Here is a 23,249-nt window from a genome sequence, read left to right on the forward strand (position 1 = left end):
CCTACTTGACGTGCCGTCCCGCCGCGAGCCGGACGATGTCCACGCGGGACCGGATCCCCAGCTTGCGGTAGACCCGGGTGAGGGTCGCCTCGACCGTCTTCACGCTGATGAACAGCCGCCCGGCTATCTCCCTGTTGGTCGCGCCCTCCATCACCAGCTCCGCGACCTGACGCTCCATCGCGGCGAGCCCTTCCAGCACGGCCGTCGCGGGCGGCGGGGGCGGCTGCCGCTCCGGAGTCGCCCCCGCCGCCGCGGCCGCCTCGACCTGCCGCAGCCAGGGCAGCGCCCGGCACCGCCGGAACAGCCGGGCCGCCTCGTCGTAGGACGCCGGACCCGGGCCGTGCCCGGACCCGAGCAGGGCCAGTTCGAAGGCGGCCCGCGCCTCCTCCAGTCCGTAGCCCAGCTTGCCGAGCCGGTCCTGCACCGACATCAACTGGACGACCGCCGCCTTGTGTTCGCCGCCCGCCGCGCGCACCAGTGCCTCCGCCCGGTCCAGCACGGCCAGCACGCTCTCCCGCCCCAGCCGCAGGGCCTGCTCGCGTGTCACGTCGATGACGTCCTGGGCCTCGGCCGGCTCGCCGATCCGCACCAGCGCCTCCGCGAGGTCCCCGTGCCAGCGGCCGCGCGCCGGGTCGGTGACGCCGAGCCCGTTCTCCAGCTCCCGCACCCGGCGCAGCGACCGGACGGTGCCCTGCGCGTCCCCGGCGACCAACTGGACGTGTCCGAGGGCGGCCAGCGCGCGGGAGACGTAGATCTGGTCGCCGTCCCCCTCGGCGTGCTGCACCGCCTCCCGCGCGAGCGCCAGCCCCTGCTCCACGCTGCCGCCGGAGGCCTCGGCGAGCGAGGCGAGCATCGCGGAGGCCACCTCGCCGATGCCGGAGTCGCGGGCGAGACGCAGGCTCTCGCGGGCCAGGTCCAGGGCGCGCCCGCAGTGCCCGGAGCGCAGCTCGGTCTCCGCCAGCAGCCGCAGGAAGTGCACCTCGCTCTCGACCATGCCGCGGCGCCGGACCTCGCGCAGCAGCGCGGTGACGGTGTTGCGGGCCTCCGGCAGCTGATCGCTCATCAGCAGCCAGCGGAAGCGGGTCGACCCGGCTCCGTTGTGGTGGCAGGCCACCTGCGGGTCCTGAGGCTCCTTCAGCGCCCGTTTGATGGTGGCGGGCGCGTCCGGATGGCCCATCAGGGTCTCGGCCTGCGCCTGGAGGGCGAGGGCCAGCAGTTCGGTACGCCGGTCCCCGGCCCGCGCCGCCAGGTCCGCGGCGTGCGCGGCCTCCTCCCGGCCCTCGGCGAAGTCGCCCTCCAGGACCAGTGCCCGCCAGGCGAGCTGGTAGTGGACCAGGCCGAGCAGCCGCGGGTCGTCGCCCGCGTCGGCGAGCGCCTGCGGGAAGGCGGCGTCGACCTCCCCGAGCGCCTGCCCGGCCGCCTCGATCACCACCATCCAGGCCCGCACCCGCTCCGCCGCGGCCGTGGCCCGGGTGAGCACCTCACGCGCGATGTCCCGGGCGAGGTCCACCTCGCCGGCCGTGATCGCGTCCTCGGCCGCCTGCAGGCGCCGCTCGTCGGGGCCCGGCACGCTGTCGGCCGGTGCGTGCCGCGCGGCCAGCAGTCCGAGGGAGGCCGCCACCGAGGGCGCGCCCCGGTCGCGGGCCAGCATGGCGGCACCGGCGAGCCGCGCCGCCACCTCCGGATCCGTACCGGTGGTCGCCAGTGCCAGGTGCCGGGCCCGCTCGATCGGATCGGAGGCCGCCGTGGACAGCGCGGCGTGCGCGGCACGCCGTTGGTGCGCGGGCGCCTCCGCGTACAGCGCCGCCGAGACCAGGGGATGCGCGAAACGTACGGCGGGCCCCTCCGCTTCCGTGGCCAGCAGCCCGAGTTCGGCGGCGCGGGCGGTCTCGGCCTCGGCGTTCTCCCGGCCGGCGGCGTGCAGCAGCGAGAGGGTGGGCCGGGCGCCGGCGCTGGCGACGAGCAGGGTGTGCCGGGCCTGCGCCGAGAGCATCTCCAGCCGGCTCAGGACGAGGGCCCGCAGCGAGGTCGGCACCGGCAGGGGCTCGCCGGGGCGCGGCGGCGTCGGGTTCTCGGCGAGGGCGCGGCCGAGTTCCAGCGCGAAGAGCGGATTGCCGCCGCTGGTGCGGTGGATGTCGCGGACCGTGGAGCGCGGCAGGCCGGTGTAGCCGCGGTGGTCGAGCAGGGCGGAGACCTGGGCGCGGGTGAGCGGGCCGAGCCGGACGGCCAAGGTGTCCGGGGGCGAGGTGCGCAGGTGTTGGTCGTACTCCTGGCCCTCGGTGCGGACCGCGCACAGCATCGTGACCGGTGTGTCGCCGAGGCGGCGGGCGGCGAAGCCGAGCAGCTCCGAGCTGGCGGAGTCCAGCCACTGCACGTCGTCCGCGACGACCAGGACGGGACCGCGGGCGGCGAGCGCGCGCAGCGCGGACAGCACGGCGAGCCGCAGCGCGAGGCCGTCGCGCTGGAGGGTGGACTCGCCGCGGCCGGTGAGCGCCGACTCCAGCGCCGTGCGCTGGGCGGCGGGCAGCGTGCCGGACACCTCCTCCAGCACCAGGCCGAGCAGGTCGGCCAGGGCCAGGAAGGGCAGATGCGATTCGGACTCGGTCGCCGAGCAGCGCAGCACGGTCCGTGCCGCCTCCGCGTAATCCGCGGCCAATGCCCGCAGCACGGTCGACTTTCCTATTCCCGCGGGCCCGTGGAGCAGCACGCTGCCTCCGCGGCCGAGCTGCTCACGCGCCGCCGTGAACAGGTCCTCCTGGCCGATGACCAGCTCGGGGCGGCTTCGGGCAGGCTCCTTGAAGTCCTGTCGCACGGTCACCGCTCCCTCCGTGTGTCGTGTCCGGGCCAAATTCTAGGCAACAACTCATTGAAATCCGGAGCGCCGAGGTGGTGAGGGAAATAACAACAGGGATGCATGGGCAAATTCAGTCGACGGTCAGGTGAATGGTCTGCCCGCGCCGGGGCCCGCCCATGCGTGGCCACGCACCACCGTTGCGGGGTGGTGACACCCGCCCCGCGCGGTACACGATGTGAGCGAACCGCCCGGCGACGGTCCGGCACCCAGGAGGACACATGACGACGGCGACGGAGCAGTTCCGCACGGCCCGGGACTTTCTGCTGCACCACCGCGAGGACTACGAGGCCGCTTGCGCGGGATTCAGCTGGCCGCGCCCGGAGTACTTCAACTGGGCACTGGACTGGTTCGACGTCGTCGCGGCCGGCAACGACCGCACCGCCCTGCACATCGTCGAGGAGGACGGCACCGAGCGGAAGGTGTCCTTCGCCGCCATGGCCGAGCGCTCGGCGCGTGCCGCGAACTGGCTGCGCGCCCAGGGCGTCGGCGCCGGCGACCGGATCCTCGTGATGCTGGGCAACCAGGTCGAGCTGTGGGAGACGGCCCTGGCCGCGATGAAGCTGCGCGCCGTGGTCATCCCGGCCACGCCGCTGCTCGGCCCGGCGGACCTGCGCGACCGGGTGGAGCGCGGGCGGGTCCGGCACGTCCTGGTCCGCGCCGAGGACAGCGGCAAGTTCGCCCAGGTGCCGGGCGACTGGACGCGTATCGCGGTCGGGGGCGCCCCCGAGGGATGGCTGCGCTACGAGGACGCCCGCACGGCCCCGGCGGACTTCGCTCCGGACGGTCCCACCCGCGCCGACGAGACGCTGATGCTCTACTTCACCTCGGGGACGACGGCCCGCCCGAAACTGGTCGAGCACACCCACACGTCGTACCCGATCGGGCACCTGGCGACCATGTACTGGATCGGCCTGAAGCCCGGCGACGTGCATCTGAACATCTCCTCCCCGGGCTGGGCCAAGCACGCCTGGTCCAACCTCTTCGCGCCGTGGAACGCGGAGGCGACCGTCTTCGTCCACAACTACGCCCGTTTCGACGCCCCCCGCCTGATGGCGGAGATGGACCGGGCGGGCGTGAGCACGTTCTGCGCCCCGCCCACCGTGTGGCGGATGCTCATCCAGGCCGATCTGACGCAGCTGCGCACCGTGCCGCGCGAGGTGGTGGCCGCCGGGGAGCCGCTGAACCCCGAGGTCGTCGAGCAGGTGCGGCGGGCCTGGGGGGTCACCGTGCGCGACGGGTTCGGGCAGACCGAGACCGCGGTGCAGGTGTCCAACAGCCCCGGCCAGCCGCTGAAGACGGGCTCGATGGGCCGCCCCAGCCCGGGCTACCGCGTGGCGCTGCTGGATCCGGTGTCCGGTGCGCCGGGTGCCGCCGAGGGCGAGATCGCGCTCGACCTGTCGGACCGTCCGGCGGGTCTGATGACCGGCTACCACGGCGACGCGGAGCGCACGGCGGAGGCGATGGCGGGGGGCTACTACCGCACCGGCGACATCGGCTCCCGTGACGAGGACGGCTACATCACCTACGTCGGCCGCGCCGACGACGTCTTCAAGGCCTCCGACTACAAGATCTCCCCGTTCGAGCTGGAGAGCGCCCTGCTGGAGCACGAGGCGGTGGCCGAGGCGGCCGTCGTGCCCGCCCCCGACGAGTTGCGCCTCGCGGTCCCGAAGGCGTACGTCGTCCTCGCCGAGGGCTGGGAGCCGGGGCCCGACACGGCCAAGGTGCTCTTCGAGCACTCCCGCGAGACCCTCGCGCCGTACAAGCGGGTCCGCAGGCTGGAGTTCGGGAGCCTGCCGAAGACCGTCTCCGGCAAGATCCGCCGCATCGAGCTGCGCGATGCCACCGCCGCCGGCTCGGTGGACGAGTACCGCGAGGAGGACTTCCGCTGACACGGGCGTCCGGTCAGGGCAGGGCCGCCGCCGGGGTGCGCGCGGCGTGCCGCAGCCGGGCGGCGTCCTGGCTGGGGGGCGCGCCGAACTGGCGGCGGTACTCGCGGCTGAACTGCGACGGGTTGTCGTAGCCGACCCGGTGGCCGACGCCGGTGACGTCGCCGGGGTGGGTCGCGAGCAGCAGCCGGGCCTCCTGGAGCCGGATCTGCTTCTGGAACTGGATGGGGCTCATCGCGGTCACCGCCTGGAAGTTGCGGTGGAAGGCGGAGACGCTCATGCCGGACAGCCGCGCCACGTCCTCGACCCTGAAGGGCTGCGCGTAGTGCTCACGGATCCAGCGCACCGCCCGGGAGATGTGGCTCAGGCCGCTGTCGGCGAGACCGAGGGCGCGCACCGTCGCGCCCTGCTCGCCGGTGATCAGGCGCCACAGGATCTCCCGCTTGAACAGCGGGGCCAGCACGGCCCGGTCGCGGGGTTCGTCGAGCAGGCGCAGCAGCCGGACCACGGCGTCGAGCAACGCGTCCGGGGCGTCGCTGACGACGATCCCCGGCGGCGCGCCGCCAGGGGTCCGGCGTGCGTCCCCGGGCCCGTCCTGGCGCATCAACTCGGCGACGGCCGACGGCTCCAGAGTGAGCCCGAAGCCCAGCGCGGGCTGCCCGGGCACGTCCTGGAGGAACTGTCCGGTGACGGGCAGGTCGACCGACGCGACCAGATACTGCCCGGCGCGGTACTCGAACACCTTCTCGCCGAGCGCCAGCCGTTTGGCGCCCTGGGCGATGACCGCCAGCACCGTGCCGGTCATCGACGGCGCCGGCGGGTCCGGCCGGTCGACCTTCGAGACGAGGACGCCGTCGACGGCGGTCGTCCAGTCGGGCCGGGCGTGCCGGGCCAGCAGCGTGCGGAGCTCTTCCAGCCGCGGGCTTCGCTCATCGAGGTGCATACGTCCATTGCAGCACCCCTCGTCTGACACACCACCCCCGATCGAGAGGATCGTGCAAGTCCCGGCGAGGATCGTTGTACGTCTTCGCAGCTCAGAGCCATTGAATGGAGGTAGAAGCCAAGCAACGACCACTTTCGGGAGGACAATCATGAAGGTCGCCATCGTCACGGGCGCCAGCTCCGGCATCGGGCGGAGCGCCGCGATCGAGATCGCCGCGCGCGGATACGGGGTCATCCTGACCTACGGCAGGAACGCCGAAGGCGGACGGGAGACGGCCGCCGTTATCGAGAAGGCGGGCGGCACCGCCGTCGCCCTTCCGCTGGACGTCGGCGACAGCGCCGGCTTCGAGGCCTTTCGCGACACGGTGGCCGGCGTGCTGCGCGACACCTGGCGGCGCGACACCTTCGACTGCCTGGTCAACAACGCCGGCATCGCGCAGACGGCGTTGATCGAGGACATGTCCGAGGAGATGTTCGACCGGCTGATGCGGGTGCTCCTGAAGGGCCCCTACTTCCTGACGCAACGGCTGCTGCCCCTGATGGCGGACGGCGGGGCCGTCGTCAACACCAGCAGCAACTCGGCGGGGACCACCACCGGACTGGAGCCCGGCTACTCGGTGTACGCCTCCATGAAGGGCGGCCTGGACGTGCTGACCCGCTACATGGCCAAGGAGTTCAGTCCCCGCGGCATCCGGGTCAACGCGATCTCGCCGGGCGCGACCCGCACCCGTCTCGCCGACGACGCCTTCACCCGCTTCCCCGAGGTGATCCCGGCGCTCGCCGCGAAGACCGCGCTGGGCCGGGTCGGCGAGCCCGACGACATCGGCGCGATGATCGCCACCCTCGTCTCCGACGAGAGCCGCTGGGTCACCGCCCAGAACCTGGAGGTGTCGGGCGGCTACAACCTCTGAGCGCGCGCCGGGAGGCCCGCGACCCCACGGGTCTCAGGTCAGGGTGGCGTGCAGGGCGTCGGCGGGCTGGTTCACCGGGCGCGGGGTGCCGGTCGGGTCGTCCACGGCGAACAGCGGGACGCCGAGGGAGTCGGCGCGTGCGCGGGCCTCGACGGCGTACCCGGAGAGGGAGAAGTACACGCAGCGCACCGATTCCGTCATGGCCATGAGCCACAGGCACTCGACGTCCCGCACCGTCGCCGGGCGCTCGGACGGATCGACCTGGGCCAGCAGGCCGTCGGCCGAGAGCCCTATGCCGGAGGGGGGCCGCTGGTCGGCGCGGCGCAGGTCGCGGTGGCCGAGCCGGTGCAGATAGAGGGCGGCGGCCGTGACCGCGTCGCGGGCGGTGCGCAGGGCGACGGGCGGTCGCGGGCCGGCGTCCGGGACCGCCACCGGCAGGCGCAGCACGGCTCCGCAGGGGCAGCCCAGCTCCGGGCGCGGCCACTGGTTGCGCCGGCCGCAGGGCGCGCAGGGGACCTCCACCCACTCCTCGTCCCAGCTGCGGTGCGCGACGGCCTCCGGCGCGGCGTGCGGGTCCGGCGCCGGGCCGGCGGGGGCGCCGCAGGCGCAGGGGTAGGACGGCGCGGTGTAGACGTGCTCGCGTCGGCAGGCCGGGCAGCGCACCGGCAGGCTCTCGGGCATGGCCACATGGTGCTCCTGTCCCGCCCCGTCTGTCCGTCCCTTGACGGCATTTGGCGCCGAGCCGTACATTGCTTCCAGATCGTAGAAGTTACTTTCCGCTATACGGAAGTGCTCACCGGCGGGGCGCGACGGGAGTACGCATCCGACAGCCGAAGCAGGAGTACTCAATGGCTCGTATGACCGCTGCCCGCGCGGCAGTCGAGATCCTCAGGCGCGAGGGCGTCACGGACGCGTTCGGTGTGCCGGGCGCGGCGATCAACCCGTTCTACGCGGCACTCAAGGCGTCCGGCGGCATCAGCCACACCCTCGCCCGCCACGTCGAGGGTGCCTCGCACATGGCCGAGGGCTACACCCGCACCCACCCCGGAAACATCGGCGTGTGCATCGGCACGTCCGGCCCGGCCGGCACCGACATGATCACCGGCCTGTACTCCGCGATCGGCGACTCCATCCCGATCCTGTGCATCACCGGACAGGCGCCCACCGCGGTCATCCACAAAGAGGACTTCCAGGCCGTCGACATCGCCTCTATCGCCAAGCCGGTGACCAAGATGGCGGTCACCGTGCTGGAGGCCGCGCAGGTGCCGGGCGTCTTCCAGCAGGCGTTCCACCTGATGCGCTCCGGCCGTCCGGGCCCGGTCCTCATCGACCTGCCGATCGACGTCCAGCTCACCGAGATCGAGTTCGACCCGGAGACGTACGAGCCGCTGCCGGTCTACAAGCCGGCCGCCTCCCGTGCCCAGGTCGAGAAGGCCGTCGGGATGCTGAACGCCGCCGAGCGCCCGCTGATCGTGGCCGGCGGCGGCGTCATCAACGCCGACGCCGCCGAACTCCTCGTGGAGTTCGCCGAGCTGACCGGCACCCCGGTCGTGCCGACCCTGATGGGCTGGGGCACCCTCCCCGACGACCACGAGCTGAACGCCGGCATGGTCGGCCTGCAGACCTCGCACCGCTACGGCAACGCGACGTTCCTGGAGTCCGACTTCGTCCTCGGCATCGGCAACCGCTGGGCAAACCGCCACACCGGCAAGATCGACGTCTACACCGCCGGCCGGAAGTTCGTGCACGTCGACATCGAGCCGACCCAGATCGGCAAGATCTTCGCGCCCGACTACGGCATCGCCTCCGACGCCAAGGCCGCGCTGGAGCTGTTCGTCGAGGTGGCCCGGGAGCTCAAGGCGGCCGGCGAACTGCCCGACCGCTCCGCCTGGTCGGCCGCCGCCCAGGAGAAGAAGGCCACCCTCCAGCGGCGTACCCACTTCGACGACATCCCGATCAAGCCGCAGCGCGTCTACGAGGAGATGAACAAGGCCTTCGGCCCGGAGACGCGGTACGTCACCACCATCGGCCTCTCGCAGATCGCCGGTGCCCAGATGCTGCACGTCTACCGTCCGCGGCACTGGATCAACTGCGGCCAGGCGGGCCCTCTCGGCTGGACCATCCCGGCCGCCCTGGGTGTCGCCAAGGCCGACCCGGAGGCGTCCGTGGTCGCCCTCTCCGGCGACTACGACTTCCAGTTCATGATCGAGGAACTGGCGGTCGGCGCCCAGCACCGCATCCCCTACGTGCACGTCCTGGTCAACAACTCCTATCTGGGCCTGATCCGCCAGGCGCAGCGGGCGTTCGAGATCGACTTCCAGGTCAACCTGGAGTTCGAGAACCTCAACTCGCCGGAGCTCGGCGTCTACGGCGTCGACCACGTCAAGGTCGCCGAGGGCCTCGGCTGCAAGGCGATCCGGGTGACCGACCCGAACGAGCTGGGCGCGGCCTTCGAACAGGCCAAGAAGCTCGCCGCCGAGTTCCGGGTGCCGGTGGTCGTCGAGGCGATCCTGGAGCGGATCACCAACATCTCCATGTCCGGCACGAACGACATCAGCAACGTCGTGGAGTTCGAGGAGCTCGCGACGGAGCCCGGGCACGCGCCGACGTCGATCAAGACACTGAAGGTCTGACACGCCGGTCCGGCCGACAGGCCTCCGGGGCGGCTCACCCGAGGGTGGGCCGCCCTTTCGGCGTGCCGTGGCTCAGTCTCCGCCGCCCCCGCCACCGCCGCCTCCGCAGCCATGTCCTCCCCCCTCGGACGCCTGGCCCTGCTCGGCGCCGAAGGTGCGGCGCAGGTCGGTGCCCCGGCCGAACGGGAAGCGCCCCTCGTCGGCGAGGGTGCCACGGCCGTCCAGCCCCGAGGCGCGGGTGAAGTGCGGCGCGAGGGCCGTCAGGGCACGCCCGCCGTGGAGGGCGACCGCGAGCAGCATCTCCTCGTCGGTGAGGCCGTCCGGCGCCGGGGGCAGGGGGTGTCGGGCACGCAGGGCGGTGAGGTGCCGGCGCCCCCTGCGCGTCGGGCCCGGCAGCCCCGAACGCAGCAGCCCGTCCGCGACGAGGTCCTCGCGCATCCGGGCGAGGGCCAGGCGCACGGCCGCGCGCGTGGGCAACTCACTGATGCCCGCCGGGCGGTAGAGGCCGACGCGGACCGCCTTCTCCAGCGGATGGTCGGGTGCGGGGAAGGCGGCGGCCCTGCGCAGGGTGCCGGGCCGTCCCGCCTCGACGAGGCCCCGCAGATGCAGGCCCAGCACGGCGACCGTGACGGCGCCTCGCGGACCTCCTCGCAGCATGCCGAGCTCGTGCGGCCCCGGCCCTCGCGTGCGCGTTTCGTGGTCGCTCACCACCCACCCCCCGTGCCGACGGGTCCCGGCATGTGAGGGGTATGTGCCCGCTCCAGGGCGTACTTGAAGCATGCCGGGACCCGTCGGTCGGCCCGCGCCGGGCGGCCCGTGATGTCAGGGGTGGCCGTGGTGCTCGTCGTGGCCGTGATGCTCGTGGTGCTCGGACAGTCCCGGCCAGTCCTCCGGTCCGCCGCCCTGCCACTCGATGAAGTCGGTGTCCTCGACGTCGGTCACATAGAGATCGGCGAGCCGCAGGATCTCGCCGACGTCGTCCAGGTGCGTGGCGACGCCCAGCGTGTCGTCGCCCTCGGTGACCCGCCGGGAGCCGTCCAGGGCCGGCGGATGCACCACCACGTGCGGGTGCTCCGGTGGATGTCCCATGCCTTCAGGGTGCTGCGGCGGGAGCGGTTTCGCACCCCCGTGCCCTACGGTCCCGGACACGGGAAGGCGCCGGGTACGGGACCTTCCGTACCCGGCGCCTTCGACCGGTGAGGTGTGGCCGTCCGGCGGCGCGAGGCTGGGCGCGACAGGACGTTCGCGCCGCCGGACGGAGTGGGTGTGGCTCGGACCGCGGCGGACGGCGACAGCACCGGGTTCCCTCCCCTCAGGTCGAAGAAGGGGTTCCGGGGCCTTCACCACCGCACTGGCTCGCTCGCCGCCGCGGTCCTGGCCGTGCCCGCCCGGCCACCGGTCGACCACCCCTCATCCGGGTCGCCGGTGGCCTGGCGGGCTGTGCGTCCGAAGTCCTGACCTCCCGTCGGAGTCCGGACGCAGCCCTTGGGTTCAGTCCTCGCGCAGGGCGCGGACCGCCTCCTCCACGCGCCTGCCGTACTCGGGGTCGGCGGCGTGGAAGTGGGCCAGGTTCTTCTCGATCACGTCGTCGCGGGAGACCTGCGAGAGGCCGCCGGCGATGTTGGCGATCAGCCGGGACCTCTCCTCGGCGGACATCAGCCGGTACAGCTCGCCCGCCTGGAAGAAGTCGTCGTCCTTGGTGTGCAGCGGCGCCACGTGGGTGCCGGTGTGGCCGGACACCGGCAGCGGGGCCGCCGGCGGGCGGCCGGTCTCCACCGGGCCGTCGTAGGAGTTCGGCTCGTAGTTCTTGGCGTGACGGCCCTGGGCGTTGCTCGCCATGAGGCCGTCGCGCCCGTAGTTCCGCGCGGTCGTGGCCTTCGGGGCGTTGACCGCGAGCAGGGTGTGGTTGACGCCCAGGCGGTAGCGGTGGGCGTCCGCGTAGGCGAAGAGCCGGCCCTGGAGCATCTTGTCGGGGGAGGGGCCGATGCCCGGCACGAAGTTGTTCGGGGAGAACGCGGCCTGCTCGACCTCGGCGAAGACGTTGTCCGGGTTGCGGTCGAGGACCAGCCGGCCCACGCGCTGCAGCGGGTGGTCCTTGTGCGGCCAGACCTTGGTGAGGTCGAACGGGTTGAAGCGGTAGTCCGCCGCCTCGGCCGCCGGCATGACCTGCACGTACAGGGTCCACGACGGGTTGACGCCCCGCTCGATGGCCTGGAGCAGGTCCGTCTGGTGGGAGTTGGGGTCCTGGCCGGCGGTCTCGGCGCCCTGCTCGGCGCTCAGGCAGCGGATGCCCTGGTTCGTCTTGAAGTGGTACTTGACGAAGAAGGCCTCGCCGTCGGCGTTGGTCCACTGGTAGGTGTGCGAGCCGTAGCCGTTCATGTGGCGGTAGGAGGCCGGGATGCCACGGTCGCCCATCAGCCAGGTCACCTGGTGGGTGGCCTCGGGGGCGTGGGCCCAGAAGTCCCAGACGTTGTCCGGCTCCTGGCGGCCGGTGAACGGGTCGCGCTTCTGCGAGTGGATGAAGTCGGGGAACTTGAGGGGGTCCTTGATGAAGAAGACCGGCGTGTTGTTCCCGACGAGGTCGTAATTGCCCTCTTCCGTATAGAACTTGACGGCGAAGCCGCGCGGGTCGCGCACCGCGTCCGCGCCGCCCAGCGAGTCCGCCACGGTCGAGAAGCGCACGAAGGTCTCGGTGCGCCTGCCGACGGTGCTCAGGAAGTCGGCGTGGGTGAAGCCGGTGACGTCGTCGGTCACCTCGAAGTAGCCGTACGCGCCCGAGCCGCGGGCGTGCACCACGCGCTCCGGGATGCGCTCGCGGTTGAAGCGCGCGAGCTTCTCCAGCAGGTGCTGGTCCTGGAGCAGGAGCGGACCGCCGACGCCGGCGGAGGCGGAGTTCTGGTTGTCGGCGACCGGGGCGCCGGACTCGGTGGTGAGCACGCGCTTCGACATGGTGACCTTCCGTACGAGGGGCAGCGGAAAAAGACTTCCACTTCGTGGAGCATCCGCTTCGTGGAGCCTAGGTTCGGGGCGATCGCGACGTCAACAGTTTGTTGAAGTCGAGGAGGGTTCCGGGCGGCGCCACCGCCTGGGCGCGACAGGACAGGTGTCGGCGGCGGCGCCGCCCGGAGGTCTCGGGGGCGTCAGACCTGGGCGCCGGACAGGCGCTCCACGGCCCGCAGCAGCGCGGAGTGGTCCAGGCCGCCGTCGCCCTGCGCGCGCAGGGCGGCCACCAGCTGGGCGACCACGGCGCCGACCGGCAGGGCCGCGCCGACGTTGCGGGCCGCGTCGGTGACGATGCCCATGTCCTTGTGGTGCAGGTCGATCCGGAAGCCCGGCTTGAAGTCCCGGTTCAGGAAGTTGTCCTTCTTGCGGGTCAGTACGGTCGAGCCGGCGAGCCCGCCGCCCAGGACGTCGAGCGCCGCCCTGAGGTCCACGCCGGACTTCTCCAGGAAGACCACGGCCTCGGCGCACGCCTGGATGTTCACGGCGACGATGAGCTGGTTGGCGGCCTTCACGGTCTGACCGGAGCCGTGCGGACCGCACAGCACGATCGTCTTGCCCAGCGCCTCGAAGATCGGCTTGGCCTGGTCGAAGTCGGCCTGCTCCCCGCCGATCATGATCGACAGCACGGCCTCCACGGCGCCGGCCTCGCCGCCGGACACCGGGGCGTCCAGCACCCGGACGCCCTTGTCGCGGGCGGCGGCGGCCAGGTCGACGGAGGTCTGCGGGGTGATCGAGGACATGTCGATCAGCAGGGCGCCCTGCCGCGCGTTCTCCAGGATGCCGTCCGGGCCGTACGCGATGGCCTCGACCTGCGGCGACGCGGGCACCATCGTGATGATCACGTCGGCGTCCCGGACGGCCTCGGCGACCGAGGGGGCGGCGGTGCCACCGGCGGCGGTCAGCCGGTCCAGCTTCTCCTGCTCCAGGGTGAAGCCGGTGACGTCGTAGCCCGCCTTGATCAGGTTCTCCGACATGGGGGAGCCCATGATGCCGAGGCCGATCCAGGCGATCTTGGGAAGGGTGTTGCTCATGATGGGGTGCCTTTCGGTGACGAGATCAGCGGGGCAGCCAGCCGAAGGCCTGGGCGCTCGGGCGGTCGCCCGGCTTGTACTCCAGGCCGACCCGGCCGTCGTAGCCCGCCTTCTTCAGCTGGTCGAGGAGGTCTTCCAGGGGCAGTGAGCCGGTGCCCGGCGCTCCGCGCCCGGGGTTGTCGGCGATCTGGACGTGGCCGGTCTTCGCCGCGTACTCCTCGATCACCGCCGGCAGGTCCTCGCCGTTCATGGACAGGTGGTACAGGTCCATCAGGAACTTGGCGTTGCCCAGCCCCGTCGCCTCGTTGACCTTGTCGACGACGCCGATCGCGGCCGGCGCGGAGACCAGCGGACACAGCGGCGACTCGGGCTTGTTGAGGGCCTCGATCAGCAGGACGGCCCCGATCCGGTCGGCGGCGCGGGCCGCGAGGACCAGGTTCTCCAGGGCGAGCGCGTCCTGCTCGGCCGGGTCGACGCCCTCGACGCGGTTGCCGTAGAGCGCGTTGAGCGCCTTGCATCCGAGGGGCGCGGCGAAGTCCGCGACCACGTCGATGTTCGCGCGGAACCGCTCCGACTCCTCGCCCGGGATCGACAGGGCGCCGCGGTCCGGGCCCGGGAGCTTGCCGGCGTAGAAGTTCAGGCCGGTGAGCTGGACGCCCGCCTCCTCGATCGCCCGCTTCAGGGCGTCGAGCTCGGACCGCTCAGGGGTGGGGGAGTCGACCCAGGGCCACCACAGCTCGACCGCGGTGAAGCCGGCCGCGGCCGCGGCGGCCGGGCGCTCCAGGAGCGGGAGTTCCGTGAAGAGGATCGACAGGTTGACGTTGAAGCGCTGGTCTGCGAATCCCATCTGGGTCGGCGCTCCCTTCCTGCTGAGTGTTTCCGTATGTTTCCGTATTGCGGAAGTTGGTTTCTGCTTAACGGAAGAGTGCCCGCGGTGGGCGGGGACTGTCAAGACCGGCCCGCAAATCGGCCCTGCCCGGAAGGCGGTGGGGCGCGTTAGGTTGTGCGCGTGCGACTCAGAGTGGAATTCACGACCGAACCCTTCGACCTCGACGAGCCGCCCGCGCACGCGCTGGCGGCCCGTGAGGTCATCGAGGGGGCCGCGCTGGACGCCGTGGACGTGGGTCCCTTCGGCAACACCGCCGAGGGCGGCGCCGACGAGGTGCTGACCGCCGTGGACGCCCTGCTGCGCAAGGCGCTCCAGGCCGGCGCCACCCGGGTCTCGCTCCAGGTCAACGTGGTCGGGGAGGGCGATAAGTGACCGGCAACGAGTCCTTCATCGCCGCGGTGAAGCCCTTGGTCGACGCCATGGGCGGCACGCTGATCGCCCCCGACGAGGCGAACGCCGACGACGTGGTGCTGGCGTGGGAGGGCGTCGACGTGGTCGGCGTCCGGCTGCCGCAGCTCGCCGACTCCCTCGACCACATCCTCGCGGCCATGGAGCGCCGCCAGGGCAAGCCGCTGTCCGAGCTGGACCGCAGGTCCAAGCAGGAGGTGGTACGCATACTGGAGGCGCGGGGCGCCTTCTCGGTGCGGCACGGCGTGGAGACGGTGGCCGGTGCGCTCGGCGTCAGCCGGTTCACCGTCTACAACTACCTGAACCGCGACAAGCAGGCCTGACCTGGGCTTTGCCTTCGGTGCGCGACCGCCGTCCCGTGCAGTGCGGGGACGGCGGTTTTTTGTTGCCCCGAATTTTCAACAAACTGTTGACGTGATGTTTCGGAGGGCGTTAGCTATCCGCAGCCCGTTCAGTACGAAGGCCGACAAGGCCACGGAGGCTCCCGTGACGTCCACTTCCACGCCGCCGGGCCTGGCCCGCTTCAACGCCCTGGAGGAGCACGCGGCCTCCACCGCGCTGCGGGAGGCGTGCGCTTCCACCGCCTGGGCGGACCGGCTCCTCGCCGCCCGCCCCTACGCCACCGCCGAGGACCTCTACGGCGCCAGTGACGCCGCGACGGCCGAGCTGACCGACCGGGACCTCGACGAGGCGATGGCCGGACACCCGCCGATCGGCCGCCCCAGGCCGGGCGACCCGACCTCGGCCCGCGAACAGCGCGGCATGGCCGGCGCCTCCGAGGAGCTCAAGGCGCAGATACTGGAACTGAACCTCGCCTACCAGGAGAGGTTCGGCCATGTCTTCCTGATCTGCGCCACCGGCCGCACCGGTGAGCAGATGCGCGACGCGGTCAAGGAACGGATCGGTCACTCGCCCGAGCAGGAGCGGGAGATCGTCCGCACCGAGCTGGGGAAGATCAACCGCATCCGACTGGCCCGACTCGTCGAAGAGGACGCCTGACACCATGAGCACCAGCACCACCGCCTCCGTGTCCACGCACATCCTGGACACCTCCGTCGGCCGCCCCGCCGAGGGCGTCGCCGTCCAGCTCTCCGCCCGCGCCGGCAGCGCGGCGGACTGGAAGTCGCTCGGCGGTTCCGCGACCGACGCCGACGGCCGGTGCAAGGACCTTCCGGCCCTGCCGGAGGGGACGACCCACGTACGGCTCGACTTCGCCGTCGAGTCGTACTTCGAGAAGAAGCAAGCCGATGCGCAGCAGGACGCCCCCGCGAATCGGGACAGCGGACCCGGTGTGTTCTTCCCGGAGGTGGCGATCACGTTCGCCGTCGTGCCGGGCGAGCACTACCACGTACCGCTGCTGCTCAACCCGTTCGGCTACTCCGTTTACCGAGGGAGCTAGCAGACATGGCAGTGAATCCCCGCCCCGCCCACCCTGTGATGCTGGGACAGAACCAGTACGGCAAGGCCGAGAACCGAGTCGTGAAGATCACGCGGGACGGCGCCACCCACCACATCAAGGACCTGAACGTGTCGGTCGCCCTGAGCGGCGACATGGACGAGGTCCACTACTCCGGCTCCAACGCCAGCGTGCTGCCGACCGACACCACCAAGAACACGGTGTTCGCGTTCGCCAAGGAGTACGGGATCGAGTCCGCCGAGCAGTTCGGCATCCACCTCGCCCGGCACTTCGTCACCTCGCAGGAACCGATCCACCGGGCGCGGATCCGCATCGAGGAGTACACCTGGGAGCGGATCGCGACCTCCGACGCCAACTCCAGGTTCATCGGCGCCGACGAGGTCAAGCACTCCTTCGTGCGCCAGGGCCAGGAGACCCGGCTGACGCAGATCACCTACGACGGCTCGTCGTGGGAGGTCGTCTCGGGCCTGAAGGACCTGGTCGTGATGAACTCGACCAACTCCGAGTTCTGGGGCTTCGTCAAGGACAAGTACACGACGCTCCAGGAGGCCCACGACCGCATCCTGGCCACCCAGGTCTCCGGCCGCTGGCGGTTCAACTGGACCGACGACGAGCAGAAGATGCCCCAGTGGGAGAAGTCCTACGAGCAGACCAGGAAGCACATGCTCCAGGCCTTCGCCGAGACGTACTCGCTGTCGCTGCAGCAGACGCTGTACCAGATGGGCTCGCGCATCATCCTCAACCGCAGCGAGATCGACGAGGTCCGCTTCTCCCTCCCGAACAAGCACCACTTCCTGGTGGACCTGGAGCCGTTCGGGCTGAAGAACGACAACGAGGTGTACGTCGCCGCCGACCGGCCCTACGGCCTCATCGAGGCCACCATCCTCAGGGACGGCTGCGAGGCCAGGATCCCGGCGGACCTCACCAACCTCTGACCGCCCCCCTTTTCGGCACCCGCGGCCGGCGGAGACGCAGACTCCGGCTCCCCGGCCGCGGCACTCAAAACTCCCAGGGCCCTGCCGTGCCCTCTCCTCCAGAAGTCCGCTGAGCGAAAAGGACGAACCATGGCAGCAGCCCGGCGCATCGTCATCGAGAACTGTGCGATCGCGACCGTCGACGCCGACGACACCGAGTACGCCTCCGGGTACGTCGTCCTCGCCGGCAACCGCATCGAGGCGCTCGGCTCGGGCAAGGCCCCCGAGAACCTGGAGAACGTCGTACGCCGTATCGACGCCTCCGGCCATCTCGTGACCCCCGGCCTGGTCAACACCCACCACCACTTCTACCAGTGGATCACCCGCGGCCTCGCCACGGACCACAACCTCTTCAACTGGCTCGTCGCCCTCTACCCGGTCTGGGCGCGCATCGACGAGCAGATGACCTACGCGGCCGCCCAGGGCTCCCTCGCCATGATGGCCCGCGGCGGTGTGACCACCGCGATGGACCACCACTACGTCTTCCCGCGGGGCTCCGGCGACCTGTCCGGCTCGATCATCCGCGCCGCCCGGGAGACGGGCGTCCGCTTCACCCTCGCCCGCGGTTCGATGGACCGCAGCGAGAAGGACGGCGGCCTGCCGCCGGACTTCGCGGTCGAGACCCTCGACGGCGCGCTCGCCGCGACCGAGGAGACCGTCGGGCAGCACCACGACGCCTCCTTCGACGCCATGACCCAGGTCGCCGTCGCGCCCTGCTCCCCGTTCTCCGTCTCCACCGACCTGCTGCGCCAGGGTGCCGAACTGGCCCGCCGGCTCGGGGTGCGCCTGCACACCCACGGCTCGGAGACCGTGGAGGAGGAGAAGTTCTGCCACGAGCTGTTCGGCATGGGCCCGACCGACTACTTCGAGTCCACCGGCTGGCTCGGCGAGGACGTGTGGATGGCCCACTGCGTCCACATGAACGACTCCGACATCGCCGCCTTCGCCCGCACGAGGACCGGTGTCGCCCACTGCCCCTCCTCCAACGCCCGCCTCGCCGCCGGCATCGCCCGCGTCCCCGACATGCTCGCCGCCGGCGTCCCGGTCGGCCTCGGCGTCGACGGCACCGCGTCGAACGAGTCCGGCGAACTCCACACCGAACTGCGCAACGCCCTGCTGATCAACCGTCTCGGCGCCCACCGCGAAGCAGCCCTGAACGCCCGTCAGGCGCTGCGCCTCGGCACCCACGGCGGCGCCCAGGTGCTCGGCCGTGCCGACCAGATCGGCTCCCTGGAGCCCGGCAAGCTGGCCGACCTCGTGCTGTGGAAGCTGGACACCCTCGCCCACGCCTCCATCGCCGACCCGGTGACCGCGCTGGTCTTCGGCGCGGCGGCCCCGGTCACGGCCGCGTTCGTGAACGGCCGCCAGATCGTCGAGGACGGCCGGCTGCTCACCGTCGACGAGGACGCCATCGCCCGTTCCACCCGGGACGAGGCGCAGCGGCTGGCGCGGATCGCCGCCCAGGGCTGACCTGCCCGAGACTCCGGCCGGGAGGGACGGCTCCCGGTCGGCAGCCGTGGACCCGAGCGGGGTCCATGGCGGCCGTGTCCGGGGCGCGCTCGCACGAGTGCGCCCCGGAACGGTCCCCGTCACCCCCGGTCCCGCACGACCGGCGCACCACCTCCCTGAAACCCACGGCAGCCTTCCCGCGCGGCCGTGTACCCGACCGGAGGAGCCGCCGTGGCCGCTCAGCCCGATGCCGTACCGCCCACCGCCCCCGAGCAGCGAGCCGTCCATCCCGTCGACGAGAAGCTTCCCGTCCTGAAGATGGCGACCAGCGGCCTTCAGCACGTGGCCGCCATGTACGCCGGAGTCGTCGCCCCGCCCCTGATCGTCGGCGCCGCGATCGGCCTGACCCCCGCCGAACTGACCTTCCTCACCGGCGCCTGCCTGTTCACCGCCGGCCTCGCCACCTTCCTCCAGACCATCGGCATCTGGAAGATCGGCGCCAGACTGCCCTTCGTCAACGGCGTCACCTTCGCCGGGGTGGCCCCCATGACGGCGGTCGTCGCCTCCACCGACGACAAGTCCGACGCCCTGCCGATCATCTTCGGCGCCGTGATCGTGGCCGGACTCCTCGGCTTCCTCGCGGCGCCCTTCTTCAGCAAGATGGTCCGCTTCTTCCCGCCGGTGGTCACCGGCACCGTGATCACCCTGATCGGCATATCCCTGCTGCCGGTCGCCTTCGGCTGGGCGCAGGGCGCGAGCCCCACCGCCGACGACTACGGCTCGGCCACCAACCTGGGCCTCGCCGCCGCCACCCTGGTCATCGTCCTGGTGCTGCGCCGCTTCACCCGCGGCTTCGTCAAACAGATCGCCGTCCTGCTCGGCCTCGTCGCGGGCACCCTGGTCGCCGTGCCGCTCGGCGTCACGGACTTCGGGCCCGTCGCCGACGCGGACGTCGTCGGCTTCCCCACCCCGTTCCACTTCGGCGCCCCGCAGTTCCAGATCGCCGCGATCGTCTCGCTGTGCGTGGTGATGGTGGTGTCGATGACCGAGTCGACGGCCGACATGCTGGCGCTCGGCGAGATCGTGGACCGCCCGGCGGACGAGAGGACCATCGCGGCCGGGCTGCGCGCCGACACCCTGGGCTCGGCGATCAGCCCCCTGTTCAACGGCTTCATGTGCAGCGCCTTCGCCCAGAACATCGGCCTGGTCGCGATGACGAAGATCCGCAGCCGGTACGTCGTCGCGACCGGCGGCGCCTTCCTGGTGCTGATGGGGCTGTGCCCGATGGCGGCCTCACTGATCGCCGTCGTACCGCGCCCGGTGCTGGGCGGCGCGGGCGTGGTCCTGTTCGGCTCGGTCGCCGCGAGCGGTATCCAGACCCTGGTCCGGGCCGGCCTCGACAAGGACAACAACGTCCTGATCGTCGCCGTCTCCCTCGCGGTCGGCATCATCCCGATCACCGCGCCGGAGTTCTACCACGCCTTCCCGGAGACCGCGAGGATCGTCCTGGACTCGGGCATCTCCACCGGCTGCGTGGCCGCGGTGCTGCTGAACTTCGTCTTCAACCACCTCGGCCGCAGCAGTGACGCCCAGGACGTGACCCACCCCATGGAGGCGGGTGAGGAACTCACCGGTCAGCCGAGCCGGGCCCCGTCCACGCCATGAGGTTGGCGAACAACCCCGCCTGCTCCACGGCGTCGTCCAGATGTACAGGCTCGGTCTGATACGTCGTGGGGCCATGGGACCGAAGCCTCGCAGGCCGGCCCGCATCCGAACTCGGGCGCGGCCCGTCAGAGCCCGAACCGGGCGGGGTCGTTCGCCAGCTTCTTGAAGTACGCCTGCGGCTCGGGCAGCAGCCTGCGCTCCTTGAGGTCCAGCAGCCCGCCGACCCCCTCCAGCTCGGCGGCCACCGTGCCGTCGGTCTTGCGGATCGTCTGGCGGATCCGGAACACCTTGCCCTCGCCCCACTCGAAGACGCAGGTGATGTCCACCTCGTCGCCCGCGAGCAGCTCGCGCCGGTAGCGGATCGTCGTCTCCAGGACCACCGGGCCCACACCGGCCGCGGCCAGGCCGGGCTGGGTGATCCCCGCCTCCTGGAGCAGCGTCCAGCGGGCGTGCTCTGCGTAGCTCAGATAGACCGCCTGGTTGAGGTGGCCCTGCACATCGGTCTCGTATCCGCGGACCGTCACCCGGACGGAGAACGGCTCGGTCATGGCTTTCCCCTGTTCTGGTCGGCGCCGTGGCCCGTGCTCCCCGGCATGCCCGTCACGCCCATCATGCCCTGCGCGGGGAGGCCAGCAGATACCGCGCCCGCGTCCGTGGCTCGGTGTACTCGCCGACCTGCCAGCCCGCCTCCTCCAGCGTGGCCGCGCAGGCCCGCAGCGCCGCCGTGTCCGGCTCGTACACGGCGACGGCCTCCGGCTGCGGGGTCGCCCGCACCCGGTAGCCGGCGAGGTCCTGACCGGCGGGGCGATGCTCCCCGGCCTCCAGCGCCAGCGCGGCGGCCTGCACCAGATGCGTCCGCTCCCAGCCGCACGGCCGGTCCGTGGCACCGTCGGTGTTCGTCATCCGGCGCAGCTCCAGCAGGCCCTGCCAGGCGCCGCGCACCTCGCGGGCCCGCGCGGGACCGGCGTGCGGCACGCTCTCCTCGCCCCCGATCCGCGCCGTGAACACACCCGTCGCCGCGGGGGCCTCGGGCTGCTCGGGCTCGGCCTCCCGTATCCGGTGCCCGGCGGGTGTCAGGAAGTGGTCGTGCGGCGGCCGGGGGTGCCGGAACGCCAGTCCCCGCTTCACCAGCGCCGCGAGCTGCGCGTCGGTGCCCCGCAGCCGCCCGGTCACCGGATCGGCGGCGTCGATGACACGCCGCTGGGCGGCGGTCGGCGGTCGTGTCACGGCATGCTCCCTCCGGGCGCTGGGCACTGGCCCCACCGCTTCGAAGGCTACGACCCGGCTCTGACATTCCACCCGGCGACGACGGGCCGCCCGTGCTCGGTGCCGAGCCGGCCCAGCGCTCCCGTCGCCAGCTGGAACAGGGCGCCGTCCTGCGGCGGCAGCCCGAGCCGCCGGGCGGTCAGCACCCGCAGGAAGTGCCCGTGCGACACCAGCACCACCACGCCCTCGGTGTTGGCGAGGGCCGCGTCGACCTTGCCGAGCATCCGGTCGGCCCGGGCCCCGACCTGGCGCACGCTCTCCCCGGGGTGCTCCGGAGGTCCGGGCGCCACCCCGTCGGTGAACAAGAACCAGCCGGGGCGCTCCCGCTGGATCTCGACGGTGGTGATGCCCTCGTAGCCGCCGTAGTCCCACTCCAGCAGATCGGCGTCCACCCGCACCGCGCCGTGCAGCCCGATGAGCTCGGCCGTCTCGCGGGCCCGTTGCAACGGGCTGACGAAGCAGGCCCCGATCCGGTGCGAGCGGATCAGCGGCACCAGCGCGCGAGCCTCCTCGCGGCCGTGCTCGGTCAGCGGGACGTCCGTCAGACCGGTGTGCCGCCCGGAGCGCGACCACTCGGTCTCCCCGTGCCGCACCAGCAGTAGATCACCCATGCGGCACACGCTAAGCGGCCGCTACTGCCGGTACCCGCCGAGGAATCGCCCGATCCGCCCGATCGCCGCCTCCAGATCATCCGCGTGCGGCAACGTCAGGATCCGGAAGTGATCCGGCGCCGGCCAGTTGAAGCCCGTCCCCTGGACGACCTGGATCTTCTCCCGCAGCAGCAGGTCCAGCACGAACTTCTCGTCGTCGTGGATCTTGTGCACCTTGGGGTCGATGCGCGGGAAGGCGTACAGCGCGCCCTTCGGCTTCACGCACGACACACCGGGGATCTCGTTGAGCTTCTCCCACGCCACATTGCGCTGTTCGTGCAGCCGGCCGCCCGGAGCGGTCAGCTCGTGGACGGACTGCCGGCCGCCGAGCGCGGCCTGGATGGCGTACTGCGCGGGCGCGTTGGCGCACAGCCGCATGGAGGCCAGCATGGTCAGGCCCTCCAGATAGTCCCTGGCGTGCTGCCTGGGTCCGGTCACCACCAGCCAGCCGGAGCGGAAGCCCGCCACCCGGTAGGTCTTCGACAGGCCGCAGAAGGTCAGGACCACCAGGTCGGGGGCGAGCGCCGCGGCCGAGTGGTGCACGGCGTCGTCGTACAGGATCTGATCGTAGATCTCGTCGGCGAAGACCATCAGACCGTGCCGGCGGGCGAGGTCGAGGACGCCCTCGACGATCTCCTTGGGGTAGACCGCGCCGGTGGGGTTGTTGGGGTTGATGAGGACCACGGCCTTCGTCCGGTCCGTGATCTTCGAGGCCATGTCGTCCAGGTCGGGGTACCAGTCGGCCTGCTCGTCGCACAGGTAGTGGACCGCCTTGCCGCCGGCCAGCGTGGTCACCGCCGTCCAGAGCGGGAAGTCGGGGGCGGGGATCAGGATCTCGTCGCCGTCCTCGACCAGGGCCTGGACGGCCATCGACACCAGTTCGGAGACGCCGTTGCCGAGGAAGACGTCGTCGACGTCGACCTGGAGGCCGAGGGTCTGGTAGCGCTGGGCCACCGCGCGGCGGGCGGAGAGGATGCCGCGCGAGTCGGTGTAGCCGTGCGCCTGGGGCAGCATCCGGATCATGTCCTGGAGGATCTCCTCCGGCGCCTCGAAGCCGAAGAGCGCGGGGTTGCCGGTGTTCAGGCGCAGCACGCTGTGACCCGCCTCCTCCAGCGCGTTGGCGTGCTCGATCACCGGGCCGCGGATCTCGTAACAGACCTCGCTCAGCTTGTTCGACTGCCGGAACTCCATGCGGTGCGCCCTTCCGGTTGTGGTGTTGCTTGGTTTTACCAAGTGCGAGCTTGGAAAGTCCAACGACATGTCTAGACTGC

Annotated in this window: 22 protein-coding genes; 10 read left to right on the forward strand and 12 right to left on the reverse strand. The window is 71.8% G+C overall.

Translation table 11 applies throughout. The features are described from left to right. Position 1 precedes the first annotated feature (1 nt). Positions 2-2,818, reverse strand: a complete 2,817-nt coding sequence (locus tag ACIP2X_RS00180; protein WP_401665346.1) for an AAA family ATPase — start codon at positions 2,816-2,818, stop codon at positions 2-4. A 254-nt stretch (positions 2,819-3,072) separates the two neighbouring features. On the opposite strand from ACIP2X_RS00180, the gene ACIP2X_RS00185 reads away from it, so the two are divergent. Further along, positions 3,073-4,743: an AMP-binding protein gene (locus tag ACIP2X_RS00185; protein WP_401665348.1), complete on the forward strand. Its 1,671-nt coding sequence runs from the start codon at positions 3,073-3,075 to the stop codon at positions 4,741-4,743. Positions 4,744-4,756: 13 nt separating this feature from the next. Here the strand turns inward: ACIP2X_RS00185 and ACIP2X_RS00190 are convergent, their stop codons facing one another. Continuing rightward, positions 4,757-5,683, reverse strand: a complete 927-nt coding sequence (locus ACIP2X_RS00190) for an AraC family transcriptional regulator N-terminal domain-containing protein (RefSeq protein ID WP_401665350.1) — start codon at positions 5,681-5,683, stop codon at positions 4,757-4,759. Positions 5,684-5,831: 148 nt separating this feature from the next. On the opposite strand from ACIP2X_RS00190, the gene ACIP2X_RS00195 reads away from it, so the two are divergent. Further along, a complete protein-coding gene (locus tag ACIP2X_RS00195; RefSeq protein ID WP_401665353.1) occupies positions 5,832-6,593 on the forward strand; it encodes an SDR family NAD(P)-dependent oxidoreductase in 762 nt (253 codons plus the stop codon). A 33-nt stretch (positions 6,594-6,626) separates the two neighbouring features. Here the strand turns inward: ACIP2X_RS00195 and ACIP2X_RS00200 are convergent, their stop codons facing one another. Next, positions 6,627-7,274, reverse strand: a complete 648-nt coding sequence (locus tag ACIP2X_RS00200) for a hypothetical protein (RefSeq protein WP_401665355.1) — start codon at positions 7,272-7,274, stop codon at positions 6,627-6,629. Between the two features lie 167 nt (positions 7,275-7,441). On the opposite strand from ACIP2X_RS00200, the gene gcl reads away from it, so the two are divergent. Beyond that, complete coding sequence (gene gcl, locus ACIP2X_RS00205; protein WP_401665357.1) at positions 7,442-9,226, forward strand: glyoxylate carboligase; 1,785 nt, start codon at positions 7,442-7,444, stop codon at positions 9,224-9,226. 72 nt (positions 9,227-9,298) lie between these two features. Here gcl and ACIP2X_RS00210 read toward each other — a convergent pair whose 3' ends face one another. The 5 genes from ACIP2X_RS00210 to ACIP2X_RS00230 form a co-directional block, all read right to left on the reverse strand. Then, positions 9,299-9,934 (reverse strand): TIGR04222 domain-containing membrane protein, encoded by a 636-nt coding sequence (locus tag ACIP2X_RS00210; RefSeq protein ID WP_401665359.1) that lies wholly within the window; start codon positions 9,932-9,934, stop codon positions 9,299-9,301. Between the two features lie 114 nt (positions 9,935-10,048). After that, positions 10,049-10,315, reverse strand: a complete 267-nt coding sequence (locus ACIP2X_RS00215) for a hypothetical protein (RefSeq protein WP_401665362.1) — start codon at positions 10,313-10,315, stop codon at positions 10,049-10,051. A 402-nt stretch (positions 10,316-10,717) separates the two neighbouring features. Beyond that, entirely contained in the window at positions 10,718-12,175 is a 1,458-nt protein-coding gene (locus ACIP2X_RS00220; protein WP_401665365.1) for a catalase, read from the reverse strand. A gap of 191 nt (positions 12,176-12,366) precedes the next feature. Continuing rightward, positions 12,367-13,260: a 2-hydroxy-3-oxopropionate reductase gene (locus ACIP2X_RS00225; RefSeq protein WP_401665367.1), complete on the reverse strand. Its 894-nt coding sequence runs from the start codon at positions 13,258-13,260 to the stop codon at positions 12,367-12,369. A gap of 25 nt (positions 13,261-13,285) precedes the next feature. Beyond that, positions 13,286-14,107, reverse strand: coding sequence for a TIM barrel protein (locus ACIP2X_RS00230; protein ID WP_401665369.1), 822 nt, complete (start codon positions 14,105-14,107; stop codon positions 13,286-13,288). Between the two features lie 162 nt (positions 14,108-14,269). On the opposite strand from ACIP2X_RS00230, the gene ACIP2X_RS00235 reads away from it, so the two are divergent. The 7 genes from ACIP2X_RS00235 to ACIP2X_RS00265 all read left to right on the forward strand — a co-directional run bounded on the left by ACIP2X_RS00235 (position 14,270) and on the right by ACIP2X_RS00265 (position 20,062). Continuing rightward, positions 14,270-14,521 carry a hypothetical protein gene (locus tag ACIP2X_RS00235; RefSeq protein ID WP_401665372.1) on the forward strand — a complete coding sequence of 84 codons (252 nt, stop codon included), beginning with the start codon at positions 14,270-14,272 and terminating at the stop codon, positions 14,519-14,521. After that, entirely contained in the window at positions 14,518-14,880 is a 363-nt protein-coding gene (locus ACIP2X_RS00240; RefSeq protein WP_401665374.1) for a helix-turn-helix domain-containing protein, read from the forward strand. Before ACIP2X_RS00235 ends, ACIP2X_RS00240 begins: the two co-directional genes overlap by 4 nt. Positions 14,881-15,043: 163 nt before the next feature. After that, a complete protein-coding gene (uraD, locus tag ACIP2X_RS00245) occupies positions 15,044-15,556 on the forward strand; it encodes a 2-oxo-4-hydroxy-4-carboxy-5-ureidoimidazoline decarboxylase (protein ID WP_401665376.1) in 513 nt (170 codons plus the stop codon). Positions 15,557-15,560: 4 nt separating this feature from the next. Continuing rightward, a complete protein-coding gene (uraH, locus tag ACIP2X_RS00250) occupies positions 15,561-15,956 on the forward strand; it encodes a hydroxyisourate hydrolase (RefSeq protein ID WP_401665378.1) in 396 nt (131 codons plus the stop codon). A 5-nt stretch (positions 15,957-15,961) separates the two neighbouring features. After that, on the forward strand, positions 15,962-16,909 hold the full coding sequence (gene pucL / locus ACIP2X_RS00255) for a factor-independent urate hydroxylase (protein ID WP_401665381.1): 948 nt from the start codon (positions 15,962-15,964) through the stop codon (positions 16,907-16,909). A gap of 129 nt (positions 16,910-17,038) precedes the next feature. Next, positions 17,039-18,418 carry an 8-oxoguanine deaminase gene (locus ACIP2X_RS00260; protein WP_401665384.1) on the forward strand — a complete coding sequence of 460 codons (1,380 nt, stop codon included), beginning with the start codon at positions 17,039-17,041 and terminating at the stop codon, positions 18,416-18,418. 297 nt (positions 18,419-18,715) lie between these two features. Further along, a complete protein-coding gene (locus tag ACIP2X_RS00265) occupies positions 18,716-20,062 on the forward strand; it encodes a nucleobase:cation symporter-2 family protein (protein ID WP_401668752.1) in 1,347 nt (448 codons plus the stop codon). 125 nt (positions 20,063-20,187) lie between these two features. Here ACIP2X_RS00265 and ACIP2X_RS00270 read toward each other — a convergent pair whose 3' ends face one another. The 4 genes from ACIP2X_RS00270 to ACIP2X_RS00285 form a co-directional block, all read right to left on the reverse strand. Continuing rightward, entirely contained in the window at positions 20,188-20,610 is a 423-nt protein-coding gene (locus tag ACIP2X_RS00270) for an acyl-CoA thioesterase (RefSeq protein ID WP_401665386.1), read from the reverse strand. Positions 20,611-20,671: 61 nt separating this feature from the next. Then, on the reverse strand, positions 20,672-21,289 hold the full coding sequence (locus ACIP2X_RS00275) for a hypothetical protein (RefSeq protein ID WP_401665389.1): 618 nt from the start codon (positions 21,287-21,289) through the stop codon (positions 20,672-20,674). A gap of 47 nt (positions 21,290-21,336) precedes the next feature. Then, positions 21,337-21,939, reverse strand: coding sequence for a histidine phosphatase family protein (locus tag ACIP2X_RS00280; RefSeq protein WP_401665391.1), 603 nt, complete (start codon positions 21,937-21,939; stop codon positions 21,337-21,339). A gap of 21 nt (positions 21,940-21,960) precedes the next feature. Next, positions 21,961-23,169, reverse strand: a complete 1,209-nt coding sequence (locus ACIP2X_RS00285) for a pyridoxal phosphate-dependent aminotransferase (protein WP_401665393.1) — start codon at positions 23,167-23,169, stop codon at positions 21,961-21,963. Positions 23,170-23,249: the final 80 nt, after the last annotated feature.

This window comes from Streptomyces sp. NPDC089424 (assembly GCF_044749345.1).
Lineage (GTDB): Bacteria > Actinomycetota > Actinomycetes > Streptomycetales > Streptomycetaceae > Streptomyces.